Below are 18,845 nucleotides of genomic sequence, written 5' to 3' on the forward strand. Positions count from 1 at the left end.
CATATATTTCTATAACGAGTAACATCTCTTCAAAAAAAGATGACGGTTAAATTTAAAAAATTGAGTCAAGAGGCTGCCTTTTATTATCATTGTTATTGGTAGTAATCGTGGTGATAAATGTTGTTTGCGGATAAAAGGTAAAGTCATTTATGGATGTTCAGCAGTTAAAAAAAAGGGCAGCTGTTAAGGCGCTTGAATTTATTGAAGATGATATGCGGCTTGGTATCGGATCTGGTTCAACTGTTAATGAATTTATTCGTCTTCTTGGTGAGCGTGTTACGGATGGTCTTCGGGTGACTGGTGTTGCTACTTCAAGATATTCTGAACAACTTTGTCATAAGTTTGGAGTGCCTGTTAGCACTTTAGAACAAATACCTGAACTGGATCTTGATATTGATGGAGCAGATGAAATTGGTCCTGAGATGATGCTCATTAAAGGGGGAGGGGGAGCATTATTGTATGAAAAAATTGTCGCATCGGCATCTCGTACAATGCTTGTCATTGCTGATGAAACAAAGATGGTCAAAAGACTTGGTGCTTTTGCACTACCGATTGAAGTGAATCCATTTGGTGTCCATACAACACGCAAAGCCATCGAAAAAGTCGCTGATGATTTAGGACTTTCTGGAGAAATTACATTGCGAATGAATGGAAAAAATCCTTTTAAAACAGATGGTGGCCATTTTATTCTTGATGCATTTTGGGGATGCATTTTGCAGCCTAAATTATTATCAGATGCGCTTCTTGCCATTCCTGGTGTTGTTGAGCATGGTCTTTTTTTGGGGTTGGCTTCACGTGCAATTGTCGCTATGGCGGATGGTCAAATAAAAGTTTTAGAACCATTTGATTTTTAGAAAAGACATTTACATTGTGATATGTTAGCAGAATAAAAAAAGATTTTGAGTAGAATAACGAATTTAAATTATAATTAGCGATTGGGGTAATCATTAAAATGAGAATAATATTTTCTTTTCAGCGTTTTTTCGTATGTTTTGGTGCAATTGCCATTTTTTTTGTGAATATTGGAATGGTTCATGCACAAGGTGTGAGTGATCAACATTTAGATTCTGCCCGAAAGGCGATTAGGGCCATTCATGCAACGGATCAATTTGATAGTTTTTTACCAAATGCAGTCCAAGATTTAAAAAATGAACTGATCAGTGATGATCCGAATTTGGCAACAGCTATTTCTGATATCGTTGATAAGCAGGCGCTTGCTTTAATTAAAAGGCGCTCGGATCTAGAAAAAGAGATTGCTCATGTGTATGCAAAATATTTTACTCAAAAAGAGCTTGATGCAATCACAGCATTTTATAATTCTGATACCGGTAAAAAGTTTTTAACAGAAGTTCCCAATATTGCACGTGATTCCTATTCCGCATTTGATGTATGGCGCTCTGCTCTTATGCAGGATCTTGTAGAAAATGTGAAAAAAGAGATGTCTGAAACACTTAATTTGAATAATTCTACAATGCCTACAAAATCAGAAGCTTCAGAAAATAAAAAATAACTTGATTGATATCATGACAGAGATCGGCAATTTCTGATTTTTTAAGAGCGGCGGTTTTTCCGCCGTTTTTAGTATTTTAATTAAGAGTCTGTCCTTTTAGACTACTCTTTATAGAAAAATGCTCCTTTAAAAGAAAAAAGACTTTCATTTGATAATAAATGACCTTAGCCTATCGTTGCAGATATATGAGAAGGAATAGTTCGTGGGCTCTTTTGATTTTGATTTATTTGTTATTGGAAGTGGTTCTGGTGGGGTGCGTGCAGCACGGCTTGCTGGAGGTCTTGGTAAGCGTGTCGCTATAGCAGAAGAATATCGTATAGGGGGAACCTGTGTTATTCGTGGTTGCGTTCCCAAAAAGCTTTATGTTTATGCTTCACAATATGCAAAAGAATTTAAGAAAAGCGTTGGTTTTGGGTGGAAATATGCGGATCCAATTTTTAGCTGGGAAAAGTTGGTTGCGGCTAAAAATAAAGAAATATCAAGATTAGAAGGACTGTATCGTCAGGGGTTAGAAAATAACAATGTGCATATTTATGAAAGTCGTGCTACTTTTATCGATGATCATACATTAGAGCTTTGTGCTACGGGTGAGCGAGTAAGGGCGGAAAAAATTTTGATTGCAACGGGGGCAAAAGTTGCAACAAATACGACCATAGAAGGCGGTGATTTTTGCCTAACTTCTAATGAGATTTTTGATCTTGATGAACTCCCAAAATCAATAGTCATTGTTGGTGGAGGGTATATTGGTGTTGAATTTGCTAATATTTTTCATGAGCTAGGTGTAAAAACAACACTCCTTCATCGTGGTGATTTAATTCTCCGTGATTTTGATCATGATTTGCGGCAATTGCTCAACGATGCAATGATTGAAAAAGGGATTTCTATTCTCTATGGAGTAACAATTTCTAAAGTGCAGGCGGCAGAAAATTGTTATGATGTTCTTTTATCAAACGGGCAAACGATCAACACTGATCAAGTTATGTTAGCCACGGGGCGTATGCCCAATACAGTGGGTTTAGGACTTGAGAGGGCAGGTATAGAAGTTAATGAGTTTGGTGGTGTTATTGTTGATGAGAAAATGACAACAAATATCCCCCATATTTGGGCTGTAGGAGATGTAACGGGCCATATTCAATTAACACCTGTTGCGATCCATGATGCAATGTGTTTCGTTAAGACAGCATTTGAGAATATTCCCACAAAACCTAATTATGATTTAATTACAACAGCAGTTTTTTCACAGCCCGAGATTGGGACGGTAGGTCTTTCAGAAGAAGAGGCAATACAGCGTTATAAGCATCTTGAAATTTATCGTACAGTCTTTCGTCCTATGCGTAATGTTCTGTCTGGTAGTTCAGAGAAAATGTTTATGAAGCTCATTGTTGATGGTGAAAGCCGTATTGTTGTAGGCGCTCATATTTTAGGAGAAAATGCTGGTGAGATGGCACAACTTATTGGCATATCTCTTAAGGGCAAACTGACGAAGGATATCTTTGATGAAACGATGGCAGTGCATCCAACAATGGCAGAAGAATTGGTAACGATGTATAAACCAAGTTATATATATGAAAATGGGAAGAAAATAGAAAATTAAACAACATTCATAGTGTGGTAAAAAGTTTTTGATATGGCAGGCTTGGAAACTTCATTTTTAGAGAGAGTGTAATGATAAAAGAATGGGCGCCTAACTCTTGGAGAAAACGGCCAATTAAACAAGTTCCGACTTATCCGGATAAGTCTATGTTAGAAGATGTAGAACGAAAGCTGAGGAGCTATCCTCCTTTGGTTTTTGCCGGTGAAGCACGTGATTTAAAAAATGAATTAGCAGCTGTTGCGCAAGGCAAGGCTTTTTTATTGCAAGGTGGTGATTGTGCCGAAAGCTTTGCAGAACATGAAGCTGATAATATCCGCGATTTTTTTCGTGTATTTTTGCAAATGGCGATTGTTTTAACCTTTGGTAGTTCTAAACCCGTTGTTAAAATTGGTCGTATTGCTGGTCAATTTGCAAAGCCCCGCTCTTCTGATATAGAAAGAAAAGAAGGAATTGAATTTCCTGTTTATCGGGGGGATATTATTAATGGCATTGAATTTGGAGCCGGTTCTCGTATTCCAGATCCGCAACGGATGTCTATGGCGTATCGCCAATCTGCGGCAACACTTAATTTATTGCGTGCGTTTTCACAAGGTGGCTATGCTAATTTAGAAAATGTTCACACATGGATGTTGAGTTTCGTTTCTAACAGTCCGCAGGGGGAACGTTATGAATTATTAGCAGAGCGTATTTCTGAAGCAATTGATTTTATGCGTTCCATAGGGATTACATCCAAAACGCATTCTTCGTTGCGTGAAACATCTTTTTATACCAGTCATGAAGCGCTTTTGCTTGGTTATGAAGAGGCTTTGACGCGGATTGATTCAACTTCAGGAAATTGGTATGCAACATCTGGTCATATGTTATGGATTGGTGACCGCACACGTCAGATTGACCATGCTCACGTTGAATATTGTCGCGGCATTAAAAATCCTATAGGATTAAAGTGTGGTCCTTCTATTGAGCCGGACGAGCTTTTAAAATTAATTGATATTTTAAATCCTGAAAACGAACCGGGGCGTCTTACTCTTATTACGCGCTTTGGTTATGATAAGGTTGAAAGTTATCTGCCTAAACTCATCCATGCTGTTGAACGCGAGAAGCGTGAGGTTATATGGTCATGTGATCCAATGCATGGCAATACCATTACTGCTAATGGTTATAAGACGCGTCCCTTTGATTATGTTTTAAAAGAAGTAGAGAATTTTTTTGCAGTGCATCATGGAGAGGGAACCTATCCAGGAGGCATTCATATCGAGATGACAGGTCGTGATGTCACTGAATGTACGGGAGGAGCGCATGCTATTTCTGTAGATGATTTATCTGATCGTTATCATACGCAATGTGATCCACGACTAAATGCAGATCAAGCGTTAGAATTAGCTTTTCTTGTTGCTGAACTCCTTAAAAAAAAACGTGTAACTGATCCATTAGCACTTGCTGTTGGTGAGTAGGCAAAAATTTGTCTGACATTTTTTATTTTAGATCATTATGGCAGATAAAGAATTTTTAAAAAGGAGTATTTCCGATAATGAGGAATAAAGTTGTGGTTGCCAAACTGATGAAGTGATACAAAGGCTTATGAAAAATAACTTTCGGGTCGCAGTTGCCCAATTAAATCCTATTGTCGGTGATATTGGGGGAAATTTTTCTCTAGCCGTTATGGCGCATCAAAAGGCTAAAGAAGAGGGGGCTGACCTTGTTTTATTCACAGAGCTTTTTATAAGTGCTTATCCGCCAGAAGACCTTGTTCTAAAACCTGCTTTTACGAAAGCATGTGAAGAGTCTGTTGAAAAATTAGCAAAAATAACCGTAGGCGGACCAGGAATTATTATTGGTCTTCCATTAAGACGTAATGGCAATATTTACAATGGTGTCATGCTTCTTGATGAAGGACGAGTCATTGCTGAAAGCTTGAAGTTTGATTTACCTAATTATGCTGAGTTTGATGAAAAGCGTCTATTTTCTTCTGGACCGCGTCCTAAGCCGATTAATTATCATGGGATAAAATTGGGGATAGTGATTTGTGAAGATATTTGGAATGATTCCTCTGTGTGTGTAGAACTTAGCAATAAAGGTGCTGAGATGATTCTGGTTCTTAATGGATCTCCCTATTATCATAATAAAATACGAAAGCGGATAGAAGTTGTTCATGCGCATGCACTTCAATCTGGAGTGCCGATTATCTATGCTAATCAAGTTGGTGGTCAGGATGAGCTGGTTTTTGATGGAGGCTCTTTTGCCTTGAATGGTCAAGGCAAAATGGTATTTCAAATGAAACATTTTGAAAGTCATATTTCTGTAAGTCATTGGCAACGAAAAACGACAGGGTGGCACTGTGTTTCAGGCCCTAATGAAAGTCTTCTCGATGGGGTAGCGGCTGATTATCAAGCTTGTGTTTTAGGTTTGAAAGATTACGTTAATAAAAACGGCTTTAAGGATGTTATTCTTGGTCTTTCCGGAGGAATTGATTCAGCTCTGTGTACAGCAATGGCGGTAGATGCTCTTGGTGCTGAGAGAGTTCGCACCATTATGATGCCTTATCGTTATACTTCACAAGAATCATTGAAAGATGCCAAAGAATGTGCCGATCTTTTGGGATGCCACTATGAAATCATACCAATTGAGCAAGCTGTTGAGACTTTTTTAAATATAGTATCACCTTTTTTTTTAGGGCTACTACCTGATGTGACGGAAGAAAATCTTCAAAGTCGTATACGCGGTACGCTTTTAATGGCTCTTTCAAATAAATTTGGCTCAATGGTGGTAACAACAGGCAATAAGTCAGAGATGGCTGTGGGATATGCAACACTGTATGGTGATATGAATGGCGGGTTTAATCCTCTTAAAGATATTTATAAAATGCAGGTTTATGCCTTAGCTGAGTGGCGTAATAAAAATTATTTGCACCATTTAAAGGGCCCAGAAGGAATTGTCATTCCATCCAATATTATAGAAAAAGCACCTTCTGCAGAACTGCGGGAAAATCAAAAAGATGAAGATTCTCTACCACCTTATCCTATTCTAGATGATATCTTGCAATCTCTTGTAGAAAATGACATGAGTATTGATGATATTGTTCAACGTGGGTATTTGAGGGAAACTGTTGAGAAAATTGAACAGCTTCTTTATGGTGCTGAATATAAAAGACGACAATCTGCACCCGGTGTAAAAATCAGTTACAAGAATTTCGGACGCGATCGTCGTTATCCCATAGTCAATCATTTTCGTGATAAAAGTTGAGTATTCTTTTATGGTTAAAGTTCGTTTTGCTCCCTCTCCAACAGGTTATATTCATATTGGCAATATCCGTAGTGCCCTGTTCAATTGGCTTTATGCACGAGCGCATAAGGGAGAATTTATTTTGCGCTATGATGATACAGATGTTGAGCGTTCTAAACAAGAATATATCAATGCTATTGCTGTTGACCTTGAATGGCTTGGTATTCAACCAGATGCAATTTATTACCAATCTAAGCGATTTAGTCGATATGACGAGGTGGCAGAAATTCTCAAACAACGTGGTCTTCTTTATCCTTGTTATGAGACAGCGGAAGAATTAGAGCGGCGTCGGAAAATCCAGCTTTCACGCAAACTACCTCCCATTTATGACCGTGCAGCATTGAAGTTAACAGAAGAAGACAAAAAAAACTTTGAATTAAAAGGTCGCAAGCCCCATTGGCGTTTTCTTCTTCCTAATTTTGAAAATAATCCTTTGCAAACAAAGCGAACAGAAGTTTGCTGGAATGATGCCGTAAAGGGAAAACAGACGATTGATTTGGCTTCTCTTTCAGATCCTGTGCTTATTCGTGAAGATGGAACCTATCTTTATACATTACCATCTGTTGTGGATGATGTCGATATGGCCATTACACATATTATTCGTGGTGATGATCATATTACAAATACAGGTGTTCAGATTGCTCTTTTTAAAGCTCTTGATGCAGAATTACCTGTTTTTGGTCATACCAATTTATTGGCAACAGTTTTAGGAAAAGGATTTTCAAAACGTAATAATGATCTTTCTATTCGTTCTCTACGAGAAGAAGGATTTGAATCAATAGCCGTTCAGTGTCTTGCTGTTTTAATTGGAACATCACAAAATGTACATCCCTATCCCCATCAAGAAGCACTTTTAGAACATTTCAATTTACAAGATACATCAAAATCAGTTGCAAAATTTGATATTGCTGATCTTTGTACTTTGAATAGTCATCTTGTTCATGAACTAAATTATGAGGACGTTAAAACGCGCCTTAAAAATCTTTCTATTGAAGGAGAAAAGGCGGAGTATTTCTGGAATGCGATAAGAAGCAATATTGATAAAGTCAATGAGGCTGTCTTGTGGTGGAAAATCATTCATGATGAACAGAATTTTGATACAGTGGCACAAGAGGATCGCGCATTTGTGCAGCAGTCGCTCAATTTCTTACCTAAAGGTGTCTTGAAGGATGAAAGCTGGAAAGTTTGGACGATGGCATTAAAAGAAAAAACGGGGAGGAAAGGAAAGTCTTTATTTATGCCATTACGTCAAGCACTTACGGGCGTGGATCATGGACCTGAAATGGGAAAGCTTTTGCAGCTTTTAGGGCGTGAAAAGGTAATAGAAAGACTCTCTAGGAAATAAGAGCAACTTTTTAAAAGCTTTTTTATTTATTTTACGCTTACAGAGAGTAAAACGCAGGGTTATCTACTCGTTTTTATGAGCATGAATGCAGGAATATCATCACCAAATCCAAGGGGAGCGTAATTCTTATTTTTTCGAAGGCGCTGTTGCTCGGATGGTGTTTCTTTACCCTTCACTTTTTTGATATAATCTGTTTTATTCTCTTTTACAGTTTTTTTAGGGTGAGCAATAGACTCTTTTGAAGCAGTTTTCTTTGATGATTGTGAAGATTTTGTCTTGACAACATGATCTTCTGTTTGATCATTGGTTATTAAAGTCGAGAGATCTCCATTGAGCCATTCAATTTTTTCATTACTCATTTCCTCAATGGCATCAATATATTTTTGATCAGCTTTCGTGACGATTGTAAAAGCTTTTCCACGACGATTTGCACGCCCTGTACGACCAATTCGATGGATGTAGTCTTCAGCATGTGTAGGAACATCATAATTAAACACGTGACTTACCGCTGGAATATCGAGTCCACGGGCAGCAACATCTGAAGCAACCAGAAGTGTCAGCTTATTATTCTTAAAATCGGCTAGGGTATTCATGCGTGAATATTGGTCCATATCTCCATGAAGCGCCCCTACATTAAAGTTATGTTTGACGAGCGATCTAAAAAGTTCAGAGATATCTCTCTTTCGATTACAGAAAATAATTGCATTTTGAAGTTCTGCACCTTCGTTTTGGATAAGCTCTCGTAAAACCGCTCTTTTATCCCATGATTTATTTCCAGATTTGACAAGCCGTTGTGTAATTGTGGTCGCTGTTGAGGATGCTTTTGTAACTTCAACGGATACAGGAGAATGTAAAAATTGTTTCGTTAGCTTTGTAATTTCTGGCGCCATTGTTGCAGAAAAGAACAAAGTTTGACGCGTGAAAGGGGTTAGTTTACAGATACGTTCAATATCAGGAATAAAGCCCATATCCAACATGCGATCAGCTTCATCAATAACAAGGATTTCAACGCCCATCAGGAGCAATTTACCACGCTCAAAATGATCAAGAAGACGTCCTGGTGTTGCGATAAGCACATCAGCGCCTCGTTCAAGTTTACGATCTTGGTGTTCAAAAGAAACCCCACCAATCAAAAGAGCAACATTTAAACGATGATTTATTCCGTATTTATCGAAATTTTCTTCAACTTGAGCTGCAATTTCCCGTGTTGGTTCTAAGATGAGCGTACGGGGCATTCGTGCTCTTGCACGACCTTTTTCAAGGAGAGTGAGCATAGGCAATACGAAAGAGGCGGTTTTACCCGTTCCTGTTTGAGCAATTCCTAGAACGTCTTTTCTTTGAAGGACATGAGGAATTGTTTCACTTTGAATAGGTGTTGGAATTGTATATCCCGCTGACTTTACTGCACTAATAACCTTTGCGGAGAGACCTAAATCATCAAAACTATTCAAAGATGGTATCATTTTTTTATCAATTGCTCTGTGCTTTTAACTTCGCTATCTCAATGATAAGTACAACTAATATTCTCTATTCTTAAAGAGTGTTAAGATGCTTTCAAAAAAGCCAACTATAACAATCATATACATATAAAGCGCATAATACAATCATTAATAGCGAAATTGTTCTGATAAAATGCGCTCATCCCATGAATGACTTGAGTCAAAAAGGATTGAAGCTGTTACTTCTGTTGCCATTGAAATAGTCACTGAATGGACAGATTTAACTTCAACATTATCAGCAGCAGCATTGACAGGGCGTTTGTCAGGTTCAAGCATATCAAAACGCACTGTTACTGTATTGGGAAGCAATGCGCCATGCCAACGCCTTGGGCGAAAAGGGCTAACGGGAGTGAGGGCCATAAGGGGGGCCATAAGGGGGAGAATAGGTCCTTGTGCTGATAAATTATAGGCGGTTGATCCTGCTGGTGTCGCGACGAGGATACCATCACAACTTAATTGTTCTATGCGTACGTTATTATCAATGGTGATGCGAATTTTTGCTGCTTGATAAGATTGCCGAAAGAGGGATACTTCGTTAATTGCAAGCGCCTCGATAGATTCTTGACATTCAGCTTTTGCAATCATGCGCAAGGGATGAATTTCTTTTTTATGGGCGACAGCAATACGATTAGGCAATTTTTTTTCATGAAATTCATTCATAAGAAATCCTACAGAGCCTTGATTCATGCCATAAATAGGTTTTCCAGTGTTCATAACGTCTCGTACGGTTTGTAACATTGTCCCATCACCCCCGATTGCAACAACAATATCAGTTTCTTCCAGAGAAGAATGACCATAAACGGAAATTAATTTATGGGTAGCTTTGATAGCTTCCTCAGTTTCAGCGGAAATAAAATGAAAGCGACTTGGTAATGTAGTCATTTAAGAATTATCCTGATACTTATAACTTATCTTGTAACTTATTTTTTGAGAGTTTTGAAGTTGTAATAAAAGCTTTTTTTATAATAAAAAGAGTATTGAAAACAAAAAGAGAAGCTATTTCAAGATAAAGTATCATTGTAGAAAAGAAAGAATATTGCGTCGTTAGATAATTTACAAATAAGTAATTTTTTTATTAGAATGATAATTCAGCATTGAAGCTGAGAGTATGATTAGTTAAAAGAGCACAACTGGTTTTAATAATCAGTTTGAAGCACCCGTAGCTCAGCTGGATAGAGCGCTGCCCTCCGAAGGCAGAGGTCACAGATTCGAATTCTGTCGGGTGCACCAAACTCCTCAACTTGATATCATCCTCAATAACAATATCACCTAAGAAGAGGCAAATTTTCTCTTTTATGAAAATAGCCATTTGAATTGTTGCAAAACCGTATTGTGGCTCTGGGTATCACCATTGGTGAAGTGCTCCTGCCTCCTCTCAACAGTCTCATGGAAACTGTTGGGGGATTTGTCAATGGTTTGATGGCGTGGGCGAATGCGCATCCAACTTTAACCGGTGTGATCATCAAGACCATTGCCGCCCTGATGGCTTTTAACATCGCTTTACGGGTTGTACGTTTTTCCATGGCGGGAACCCGCCTTGGGATCTTGCAATTGATTGCCTCTTTCATCAAGCTTGGGTCTATTAGCCGCATGCTGAAGGCAAGTTGGTGCGGGCTCTTGGCTTCAGGGCGCTCACTGGGCTTGCTCACCGCAGGGTTTGGGGCACGTTTCCTCAAACTTTTGCGCCCCATGACCTTGTTGGTGGGTGCTTTGCGGGGGATTGCTGTTTCAGGGGCGGCTTTTGCGAGCAGCTTTGGTTGGATGGGAACCGTGATCGAAGTGGTTGGGGCAAGCCTGTCCTCTGTTGTGGGAGGGCTTTTTACTCCGGTAGGGGCTCTCATTGCTGCTGTTGTGGCTGTCATATTGGCTGCTGGTTTTGCTTTGTGGAAATATTGGGATCGTTTTTCTTCTTTTGTCAAAGATTTTGCACGGGGGATAACACGGGCTTGGGGCCAAGCCTTTGAAGCCGTTATGCGTTTTTTTGGTGCTGATACGGCAACCATCACCAAATGGAAAAATATCATTGCTGCTGCTTTCGACTTCTCTTCCCATTGGCAAAAGTTTAAACAAGGACTTTCCTCTGTTTCTCAAAGCTTTGCTGGTTTGTGGGAGGGCGTTAAACAAAGCTTTTCCAACTTTTGGCAATGGTTGAAGCGTTTTTTTACACAGGAAAAGCTCACAGAGAGTGCCAAGGCTGGTATGGAACAAGCGGGCGAAGATCTGGCTAATTCGATTATTGAGGGCTTTATGTCGTCCATCTCACAATTGATGGATTATTGTAAATCTTTACCTCACCGCATTAAGGAGTGGATTGGATCCATTGATGTAAGAGAGTTTTTGCCAAGTTTTTTGGGGGGTAAAACGCCAATCCAGCCCATAGCACAATTTGCGGGGGCTTCTCCTCAGCCATCAGGGAGAGAACCAAGAGACAAAGACCGCTCCCCCATCACACACAATCAAAATGTCACAGTGCATGTCAATGGGGCGCGTGAACCCATGGCCACTGGTCGTGCGGTTGCCCATGCTTTGCAACGGGCACGCGCCAATGCCCTGCATGGCGGGACAGAATGATAAGGACGACAGAATAAGGGAAAAGACGGCGTGCTGGAAAGAACACAATGAGGGGAGGGATGAAGTGTTAGGAGGGCGCAATGATAGGAGAGATGCAATGATAGGTTTCGAAAGAGATGACGTGTTGGAAGGAATACAATCAAGGGGAGGGCGTCTATGAGAGATCCTTTGCTGGTGTTAGGTTCACATCTCTTTTATGTGGACTGGCTAAATTTCCAATCGTTTGAGGAAGAGTTCTCTGCTTCATGGGTTTGCCTAGAGCGTTTTGGTGAGGCTCCTGGTTTGCAATTTACTGGCTATGGCAATGATCCCAAAACCATCCACGGGGTATTGTTTCCAGAAGAGTTTGGGGATCGTGTAGCTCTTGATGCCATCACCAGAACCATTCGTGCCGCCAAGCCCGTTCAGATGATCCGTTGGATGAGTGACAACGGCTATAGTGCCCTTCTCCATGGATCTGTGGTGATCACTAGTGTCACGAAAGACCATGATTACATCAGTCGTTCTGGTCAATCGGGGCGCATTCGCTATGCCATTAGCTTGATACCGTTTTTTGATGGTGGAAAACCGCAAGGACAATACCAAGTGGGATATGATCAATATTTCCAAGGGGGAGAAACGCCATGAAGATACCAGAAAAGCACCTTGTGGTAGAGCTAGAGGATATGAGTCTTGATCTGATCTGCTTTCAACATGCTATGGCTGTTTTAGGGGATCGTTTTCAAGTTGGAGCGATCAGAGGGTATTGTGAGGCTACTTTGCAAGCCAATCCAGGTATTGCAGGGTATGGTGCTCTGTTGCCGCGGGGCTTAAAGGTCATTCTGCCTGAATTTTTATCATGTGAAAAGAACAGCGTGGTAAAAGGCTATGGGATTAATGCGCACACATCCTTTTATTGAGGTGAGGGTGGGGGAGAATCTTGTCCATGAGGTTTTTTACCAGCGTCTTTTAACGGCAACGATCACCGATCATGCGGGCAATGAAGCTGATACATTTGAAGCGGAGTTTGATGATAGTGGCAATGATTTAGAGATTCCCTCCAGTAACAGTGCGCTGCAAGTCACCTTTGGCTATGAGAACTGCATCAGTGCATTTATGGGGTGTTTTGTTGTCGAATCGGTTGTAAGTTGTGGTGGCAGTGATGGAGAGATTTTGCGCCTTTGTGGCAAAAGTGCTTCGATGCGTAAAGAACTCAAAGAACAGATGAGTGAACATTTTGACCACAAAACCATTGGTGAGATTGTCGAGACACTCGCCAAACGCCATGGCTATCAAGCAAAGATTAGTCCCCAGTTCACCAAACAAACTTTGCCTTATGTGGTGCGTACAGATCAATCCACGGTTGATTTTTTAACCCGCCTTGCCGACCGCATGCAGGCACGTTTTTTGATCAAGGATAATAAGTTTTTGTTTTTAAGCGGAGATAATTTACCAGCACTCCAACTTCATAAACACGACTGTTCCAACTGGGAATTTACCCTTGAGCCACGTACGCAATATGGCACCATTGAAGCTTCTTATTTTGATCGCTCAAAAGGGCAGCAATGCCAAGTCAAGCATCAGACAGGATTTAGCGGTCCCGTGCGCTGTCTTCGCACTTGTTACACCTGCAAGGAAGAAGCACAAGCTGCTGCTGCATCAGAATCAGACCGACTTTGCCGTGCTGTGGGCAGTGGTTCTTTGACCCTTGCGGGGCGCCCCGAAATCATGGCGGATCAACCTCTTTTATTGCAAGGGTTTCGGGAAGAAATCAATGGCTCATGGAAAGCCGCTACCGTCACCCACCGCTATGAGAAACAAAGCGGATACACCACCGAAATCACCTTTGAGGCACCAATCGAGGCAAAAGAGACATGGAAAAAGGAAACCAACTAAAAATGGAAAATCCAAAAGGCTGCTTCCCTCCTTCTGTTCGCCAACTCCCGCATAATATAGAAGCCGAACAAGCATTGCTTGGAGCAATTCTGATTAATAATGATGCACTTGATAGAGTTTCTGATTTTCTCAAACCAGAACATTTTTTTGAAGCCTTCCATCAAAGGCTTTTTGATATCATCTTACAAATTGTTCAAAAGGGAAAAGTTGCAGACCCGATTACCGTGAAGCCCTTTATTGCAAATGATGAAAACATTGGAGATATCACAGTCTTTAATTATGTTGTTCGTTTAGCCAAAGAAGCTGTCACCATCATCAATACTCAAGATTACGGACAGGTTATTTATGATCTGTTTATTCGGCGTTCTTTAATTAACCTTGGCACTCAAATTGTAAATAGTTCTTTTGATTCTCCCTTAGAACTTACCCCCTCTAAACAAATTGAAGCGCTTGAAAATCAGTTGTTTGCATTGGCAGAGAAAGGCAAGTATGGGGCTGGTTTTGAAAACTTTGATAGAGCCATTGCCAAAGCACTGGACATGGCAAGTGCTGCAAAAAAGCGTTCTTCACAGCTTTCTGGAATGGCAACCCATATTAAAACTCTTGATGAAAAAATGGGCGGGTTGCAACCATCTGATTTGATTATTCTAGCAGGGCGCCCTGGGATGGGTAAAACGTCCCTTGCAACCAATATTGCCTTTAACATTGCCAATGCTTGTAAGCGTCATGATGATAGCCAAGCCAGTGAAGGGGGCATTGTTGGTTTCTTCTCCCTTGAAATGTCAACAGAACAGCTTGCAACCCGTATTATCTCAGAACAAACAAAGGTTTCTTCTTCTGATATGCGACGGGGTAATCTTTCTGATGATCAGTTTATAAATATTGTTCATATGACGCATTCCCTTCAAACCATTCCTCTTTATATTGATCAAACGGGAGCTGTATCCCTTGCACAATTGGCGGCCCGTGCAAGGCGTCTTAAACGACAACATGGTCTAGATGTTTTGATAATTGATTATATCCAACTGATGACAAGCGGTTCAAAGCGTTCTTCTGAAAACCGCGTTCAAGAGATTACAGCCATTACTATGGGGCTTAAAGCACTTGCAAAGGAACTCAATATTCCCATCATTGCGCTTTCGCAATTATCACGACAAGTTGAAAATAGAACAGATAAACGTCCACAACTCTCCGATTTACGGGAATCAGGTTCAATCGAGCAAGATGCCGATATTGTGTTGTTTGTTTATCGTGAAGAATATTATCTCAACAATGAAGAACAAAAAGAAGGCGCTCCTGAGTATCACAAATGGAAAGAAGCAATGGAGCAAGTTAAGGGAAAAGCTGAGGTTATCATAGCCAAGCAACGCCATGGGCCAACAGGAATCGTTCCTCTTGTTTTCCAATCTGAATTTACATGCTTTAGTGACCTAACGGATAAAGACAACTTTCCAGAAATATCCGCTTGAGCTCAAAATAATGATCCGATGCTTGAGAAGCAAAAACCCATAGATTCTCACAAAAAATGACGAATCTTAAAACACCCTTTGAAAGGCCTTTAAAGACCCTTTGAGAACCCCTTAAAAATCATGTGAAACAAAATAAATTGGTACAAAACCTGGTGGCAAAATATACAAAACACGCTGGCAAGCTACACGCACCTTAAAAAAAGACATATAGAATCAAGAAGTTATAGCACGACAAAAGCGCTGTGGCGGAGGGGGTGGGATTCGAACCCACGGTACAGTCTCCTGCACGCCGGTTTTCAAGACCGGTGCCTTAAACCGCTCGGCCACCCCTCCAAATTAGATACGCTTTTTGACAAACTTCTTGCAAAAGGTCAATCATTTTAATACGCATTCTAAAGCGTTTTTTGTAAAATTATTTAAGTTTCAAGCAAAATAATTCCTCATAAGTCAATTTTTTGAGTGTGTTAGCTAATAGTTTTACTTTTAAACATAATAATTCTTTCTGAAAAAATGAAAGGTAAATATGATATTTATCATTTCATTTTCTTGTCTAAAAGTTTTTCACAAAGCAAGATTTTTGAAATTTTTGACAATTATTTTCATAATGATAAGATATGTTTAGTGGGAACTGTTTGATAAATTATATTAAATTCTTTGCAGACGTATATTTTTGAATTATTTTGCTTTTCTAGATATTTATTCCATTTAGTTCGTTCATATTTTGCGAAAAGAAAATGTTATTGCTCTGACAGTTTATGAGAGGTAAATTGTAGGAACGACATATTATTCAAGGTAAGCTTGTATTGATTTTAAAGTAAGTATGATTTAATAAGAAAACTCTTTAAAGGATTTTAATTTTTTTAATAAAAATATTTGAGTATATCATACAGTTAAAGAATAGCTTGAAGAAAGCAGTTGATTTATTCTAATAGAGAAAGAACTGAAAAATTCAGCTAGAATCACGACAAATTTTTTATTGATTAACAGTGATTTTTTTTAATTCTTATACTATTTGAACAAAATTTTACGCAAGATTTGCATTGAAAGTATAAAACTTCTTCCAAGCTCAAGCATGACTGAAAAGTGGATATATTTATAACGCTTTTTGCTGTAAGATTAGTAAGAAGTTGATTTGAAGAGAAGAAAAGGCTTATTGAGCAATACACTTAGATTAATAGGGAGGTTCCTTTCATTAAAGAATCAAAGCTTTCACAAAGAGTTTTTTTAATTCTTTGAATAATATAGAGGTAAAAATACTAGGGCGTTTGTTAAAGTATTGAATAGTTTTCCAAGAACAAAGCTTAAAAATACTCATTGTACATAGGCAAAGAACATAAACTTTAACCAAGCTTCAAAAGCTTACTCACTCATGAGTATGTATAAAACCAACAAGTTATTATTGATATAAAAACAAATGGTGGGCGATGAGAGACTCGAACTCCCGACATCCTCGGTGTAAACGAGGCGCTCTACCAGCTGAGCTAATCGCCCAATGCCAATGATCAGCAATTGAATAGGCTCTCTTTAAGGAAATTTTTTCGCAAACGCAAGAATAAAGATTGTGTTTGATGATTTTTTTAAAAAAATGCATAAGTCTTCTTGACATAAACGTATGAACCCCTTACACGACCCCTTATACCAATAATGAATTGGTTCGAAAGAAATGCGCGAGTGTAGCTCAGTTGGTTAGAGTGCTGGCCTGTCACGCCGGAGGTCGCGGGTTCGAGCCCCGTCACTCGCGCCATTTTATGTTTCCTTATGGAATTTCTCTTGATATTTATGTGTTATGAATTAGGTATGGAGTGTCTAATTTAGGGGGGATATGTTTTTTCTTCCTTTTTATATGGTTTATAAGAATAGTGCTTGCGTCTTTCTTTGCTCTGCGTTACCTATGCCGATAAGAAAAGTATCGCTCTGTATACCTTTCAAGCCGTATGAGCAGAATTAATAGAGCGATTGTTAAATTTGTCTGTTTGATCTCGCAATATCGAGTCATTGTGTTAAACTCAGGCATTTCGTTACGATGGAAGAGGGTTATGGCTTATTTATTGAGCTCTTATTTGCCGGTCTTGATTTTTATTATTGTGTCAGCGATTATTGCTGGGGTTTTGTTGATTACACCTTACATTGTAGCATATCGTTCTCCCGATCCTGAAAAATTATCGGCTTATGAATGTGGGTTTAATTCATTTAGTGATGCACGCATGAAGTTTGATATTCGTTTCTATTTGGTTTCAATTTTATTTATTATTTTTGATCTTGAAGTTGCTTTTCTTTTTCCTTGGGCTGTTTCATTCAAATCGATAGGTATGTTTGGCTTTTGGTCGATGATTGTGTTTTTAGCGATTTTGACTATTGGCTTTATATATGAATGGAAAAAAGGAGCTCTTGAATGGAATTAAGATCTAATAATTCAACGATTACAGCTCCAAAACCAAAAGGAATCATTGATCCCAATACGGGAAAACTGGTAGGATCAGATGATAAGTTTTTTCGTGATATTAATGCTGAATTATCAGATAAGGGTTTTTTAGTTACCTCAGCAGATGCCTTGATTACTTGGGCACGTACCGGTTCTTTAATGTGGATGAGTTTTGGTTTGGCTTGTTGTGCTATTGAAATGATGCAGTGTTCAATGCCGCATTATGATAATGAGCGTTTTGGATATGCACCACGAGCTTCACCCCGTCAGTCAGATGTGATGGTGGTAGCAGGTACTCTAACAAATAAGATGGCGCCTGCTTTAAGAAAAGTGTATGATCAGATGCCAGAGCCACGTTATGTAATTTCTATGGGGTCATGTGCAAACGGTGGGGGATATTATCATTATTCCTATTCAGTGGTGCGTGGATGTGATCGTATCGTGCCTGTCGATATATATGTTCCAGGCTGTCCTCCTACAGCGGAGGCATTATTATACGGCATATTGTTGTTACAGAAAAAAATCCGTCGTACCGGATCCATAGAGCGATAGAGAGTTTTCGTATCATGATGGATGAATCACTGGTTGAACTTGCAGCATATTTGGAAAGCAAGTTGGGAAATAAGCTAGAAGAGACTGTTTTTGCTTTTGGTGAATTAACCATTGTGGTGCGTCTTGATGCAATTATCGATGTCCTAATGTTTGTTCGTGATGATTCTCGCTGTCAATTTATTAATCTCACAGACATTAGTGGTGTGGATTATCCTTCTCGCGATAAGCGTTTTGATATTTCTTACCAATTACTGTCTCCTCGTGAGAATTTACGCTTACGTGTTAAAGTTCGTACAGATGAAAATACGCCTGTTGCTTCCGCTTGTATCGTTTATCCTGGTGCAGAGTGGTATGAACGTGAAACCTATGACATGTATGGGATTTTATTTTCAGGTCATCCGGATTTGAGACGGATTTTAACAGATTATGGGTTTGAAGGATATCCTTTACGCAAAGACTTTCCTGTGACAGGATTTGTTGAATGCCGTTATGATAATGAAGCAAAGAGGGTGATTTATGAGCCCGTTGTTTTGCGCCAAGAAATGCGTAATTTCGATTTTCTTTCTCCTTGGGAAGGTGGACAATATATTTTACCTTGTGATGAAAAAGTAGATGGAAAAAAATAACATTGGTTTTGATAAGGTATTATATTAGAGTAGTGTGTTTCTTAAATAATTAAATGTTTTTAATATGATAGATTTTTTTAATGTTTGATATGAAGTTTTTTAA

15 protein-coding genes, 4 tRNA genes and 1 pseudogene are annotated in these 18,845 nt (G+C 39.3%); 16 read left to right on the forward strand and 4 right to left on the reverse strand.

Going from position 1 to position 18,845, the window contains the following annotated elements:
* Positions 1–149: 149 nt before the first annotated feature.
* The 6 genes from rpiA (at position 150) to gltX (ending at position 7,728) form a co-directional block, all read left to right on the forward strand.
* Positions 150–854, forward strand: a complete 705-nt coding sequence (rpiA, locus tag PVV66_RS01625) for a ribose-5-phosphate isomerase RpiA (protein WP_273718630.1) — start codon at positions 150–152, stop codon at positions 852–854.
* 98 nt (positions 855–952) lie between these two features.
* The gene (locus PVV66_RS01630) at positions 953–1,510 is read left to right on the forward strand and encodes a DUF2059 domain-containing protein (protein WP_273718631.1); all 558 of its coding nucleotides are present in this window, start codon (positions 953–955) and stop codon (positions 1,508–1,510) included.
* Between the two features lie 202 nt (positions 1,511–1,712).
* Positions 1,713–3,104, forward strand: a complete 1,392-nt coding sequence (gor, locus tag PVV66_RS01635; RefSeq protein WP_273718632.1) for a glutathione-disulfide reductase — start codon at positions 1,713–1,715, stop codon at positions 3,102–3,104.
* Positions 3,105–3,175: 71 nt separating this feature from the next.
* Entirely contained in the window at positions 3,176–4,555 is a 1,380-nt protein-coding gene (locus PVV66_RS01640) for a class II 3-deoxy-7-phosphoheptulonate synthase (RefSeq protein ID WP_273718634.1), read from the forward strand.
* Positions 4,556–4,682: 127 nt separating this feature from the next.
* Positions 4,683–6,344 (forward strand): NAD+ synthase, encoded by a 1,662-nt coding sequence (locus tag PVV66_RS01645; protein WP_273718636.1) that lies wholly within the window; start codon positions 4,683–4,685, stop codon positions 6,342–6,344.
* A gap of 10 nt (positions 6,345–6,354) precedes the next feature.
* On the forward strand, positions 6,355–7,728 hold the full coding sequence (gltX, locus tag PVV66_RS01650; protein ID WP_273718638.1) for a glutamate--tRNA ligase: 1,374 nt from the start codon (positions 6,355–6,357) through the stop codon (positions 7,726–7,728).
* A 59-nt stretch (positions 7,729–7,787) separates the two neighbouring features.
* On the opposite strand, the gene PVV66_RS01655 is transcribed toward gltX, so the two are convergent.
* Positions 7,788–9,191, reverse strand: coding sequence for a DEAD/DEAH box helicase (locus PVV66_RS01655; RefSeq protein WP_273718640.1), 1,404 nt, complete (start codon positions 9,189–9,191; stop codon positions 7,788–7,790).
* Positions 9,192–9,335: 144 nt separating this feature from the next.
* Complete coding sequence (locus PVV66_RS01660; protein ID WP_273718641.1) at positions 9,336–10,109, reverse strand: NAD kinase; 774 nt, start codon at positions 10,107–10,109, stop codon at positions 9,336–9,338.
* Positions 10,110–10,380: 271 nt separating this feature from the next.
* On the opposite strand from PVV66_RS01660, the gene PVV66_RS01665 reads away from it, so the two are divergent.
* The 6 genes and pseudogenes from PVV66_RS01665 (at position 10,381) to PVV66_RS01690 (ending at position 15,142) form a co-directional block, all read left to right on the forward strand.
* Positions 10,381–10,457: transfer RNA gene (locus PVV66_RS01665), tRNA-Arg, on the forward strand.
* A gap of 87 nt (positions 10,458–10,544) precedes the next feature.
* Positions 10,545–11,798, forward strand: a complete 1,254-nt coding sequence (locus tag PVV66_RS01670; protein ID WP_273760946.1) for a phage tail tape measure protein — start codon at positions 10,545–10,547, stop codon at positions 11,796–11,798.
* Between the two features lie 156 nt (positions 11,799–11,954).
* A complete protein-coding gene (locus tag PVV66_RS01675) occupies positions 11,955–12,425 on the forward strand; it encodes a phage tail protein (protein WP_273760943.1) in 471 nt (156 codons plus the stop codon).
* Positions 12,422–12,675 (forward strand): annotated as a pseudogene (locus tag PVV66_RS01680) (tail protein X). The gene PVV66_RS01675 and the pseudogene PVV66_RS01680 overlap by 4 nt, the downstream one beginning before the upstream one ends.
* Positions 12,675–13,673 (forward strand): phage late control D family protein, encoded by a 999-nt coding sequence (locus PVV66_RS01685; RefSeq protein WP_273760947.1) that lies wholly within the window; start codon positions 12,675–12,677, stop codon positions 13,671–13,673. The pseudogene PVV66_RS01680 and the gene PVV66_RS01685 overlap by 1 nt, the downstream one beginning before the upstream one ends.
* A gap of 2 nt (positions 13,674–13,675) precedes the next feature.
* Positions 13,676–15,142 carry a replicative DNA helicase gene (locus PVV66_RS01690; protein ID WP_404977241.1) on the forward strand — a complete coding sequence of 489 codons (1,467 nt, stop codon included), beginning with the start codon at positions 13,676–13,678 and terminating at the stop codon, positions 15,140–15,142.
* Positions 15,143–15,385: 243 nt separating this feature from the next.
* On the opposite strand, the gene PVV66_RS01695 is transcribed toward PVV66_RS01690, so the two are convergent.
* Both PVV66_RS01695 and PVV66_RS01700 read right to left on the reverse strand, forming a co-directional pair.
* Positions 15,386–15,475, reverse strand: a tRNA-Ser gene (locus PVV66_RS01695).
* A gap of 1,082 nt (positions 15,476–16,557) precedes the next feature.
* Positions 16,558–16,633, reverse strand: a tRNA-Val gene (locus PVV66_RS01700).
* 176 nt (positions 16,634–16,809) lie between these two features.
* Here PVV66_RS01700 and PVV66_RS01705 point away from each other — a divergent pair.
* The 4 genes from PVV66_RS01705 (at position 16,810) to PVV66_RS01720 (ending at position 18,742) form a co-directional block, all read left to right on the forward strand.
* Positions 16,810–16,886: transfer RNA gene (locus PVV66_RS01705), tRNA-Asp, on the forward strand.
* A 292-nt stretch (positions 16,887–17,178) separates the two neighbouring features.
* Positions 17,179–17,544, forward strand: a complete 366-nt coding sequence (locus PVV66_RS01710) for an NADH-quinone oxidoreductase subunit A (protein ID WP_273718292.1) — start codon at positions 17,179–17,181, stop codon at positions 17,542–17,544.
* A complete protein-coding gene (locus tag PVV66_RS01715) occupies positions 17,535–18,116 on the forward strand; it encodes an NADH-quinone oxidoreductase subunit B family protein (RefSeq protein WP_273718293.1) in 582 nt (193 codons plus the stop codon). The genes PVV66_RS01710 and PVV66_RS01715 overlap by 10 nt, the downstream gene beginning before the upstream one ends.
* Positions 18,117–18,133: 17 nt before the next feature.
* Complete coding sequence (locus PVV66_RS01720; RefSeq protein ID WP_273718502.1) at positions 18,134–18,742, forward strand: NADH-quinone oxidoreductase subunit C; 609 nt, start codon at positions 18,134–18,136, stop codon at positions 18,740–18,742.
* Positions 18,743–18,845 lie beyond the last annotated feature (103 nt).

It is taken from the genome of Bartonella sp. AU16XJBT, assembly GCF_028618665.1.
Classification (GTDB): domain Bacteria; phylum Pseudomonadota; class Alphaproteobacteria; order Rhizobiales; family Rhizobiaceae; genus Bartonella.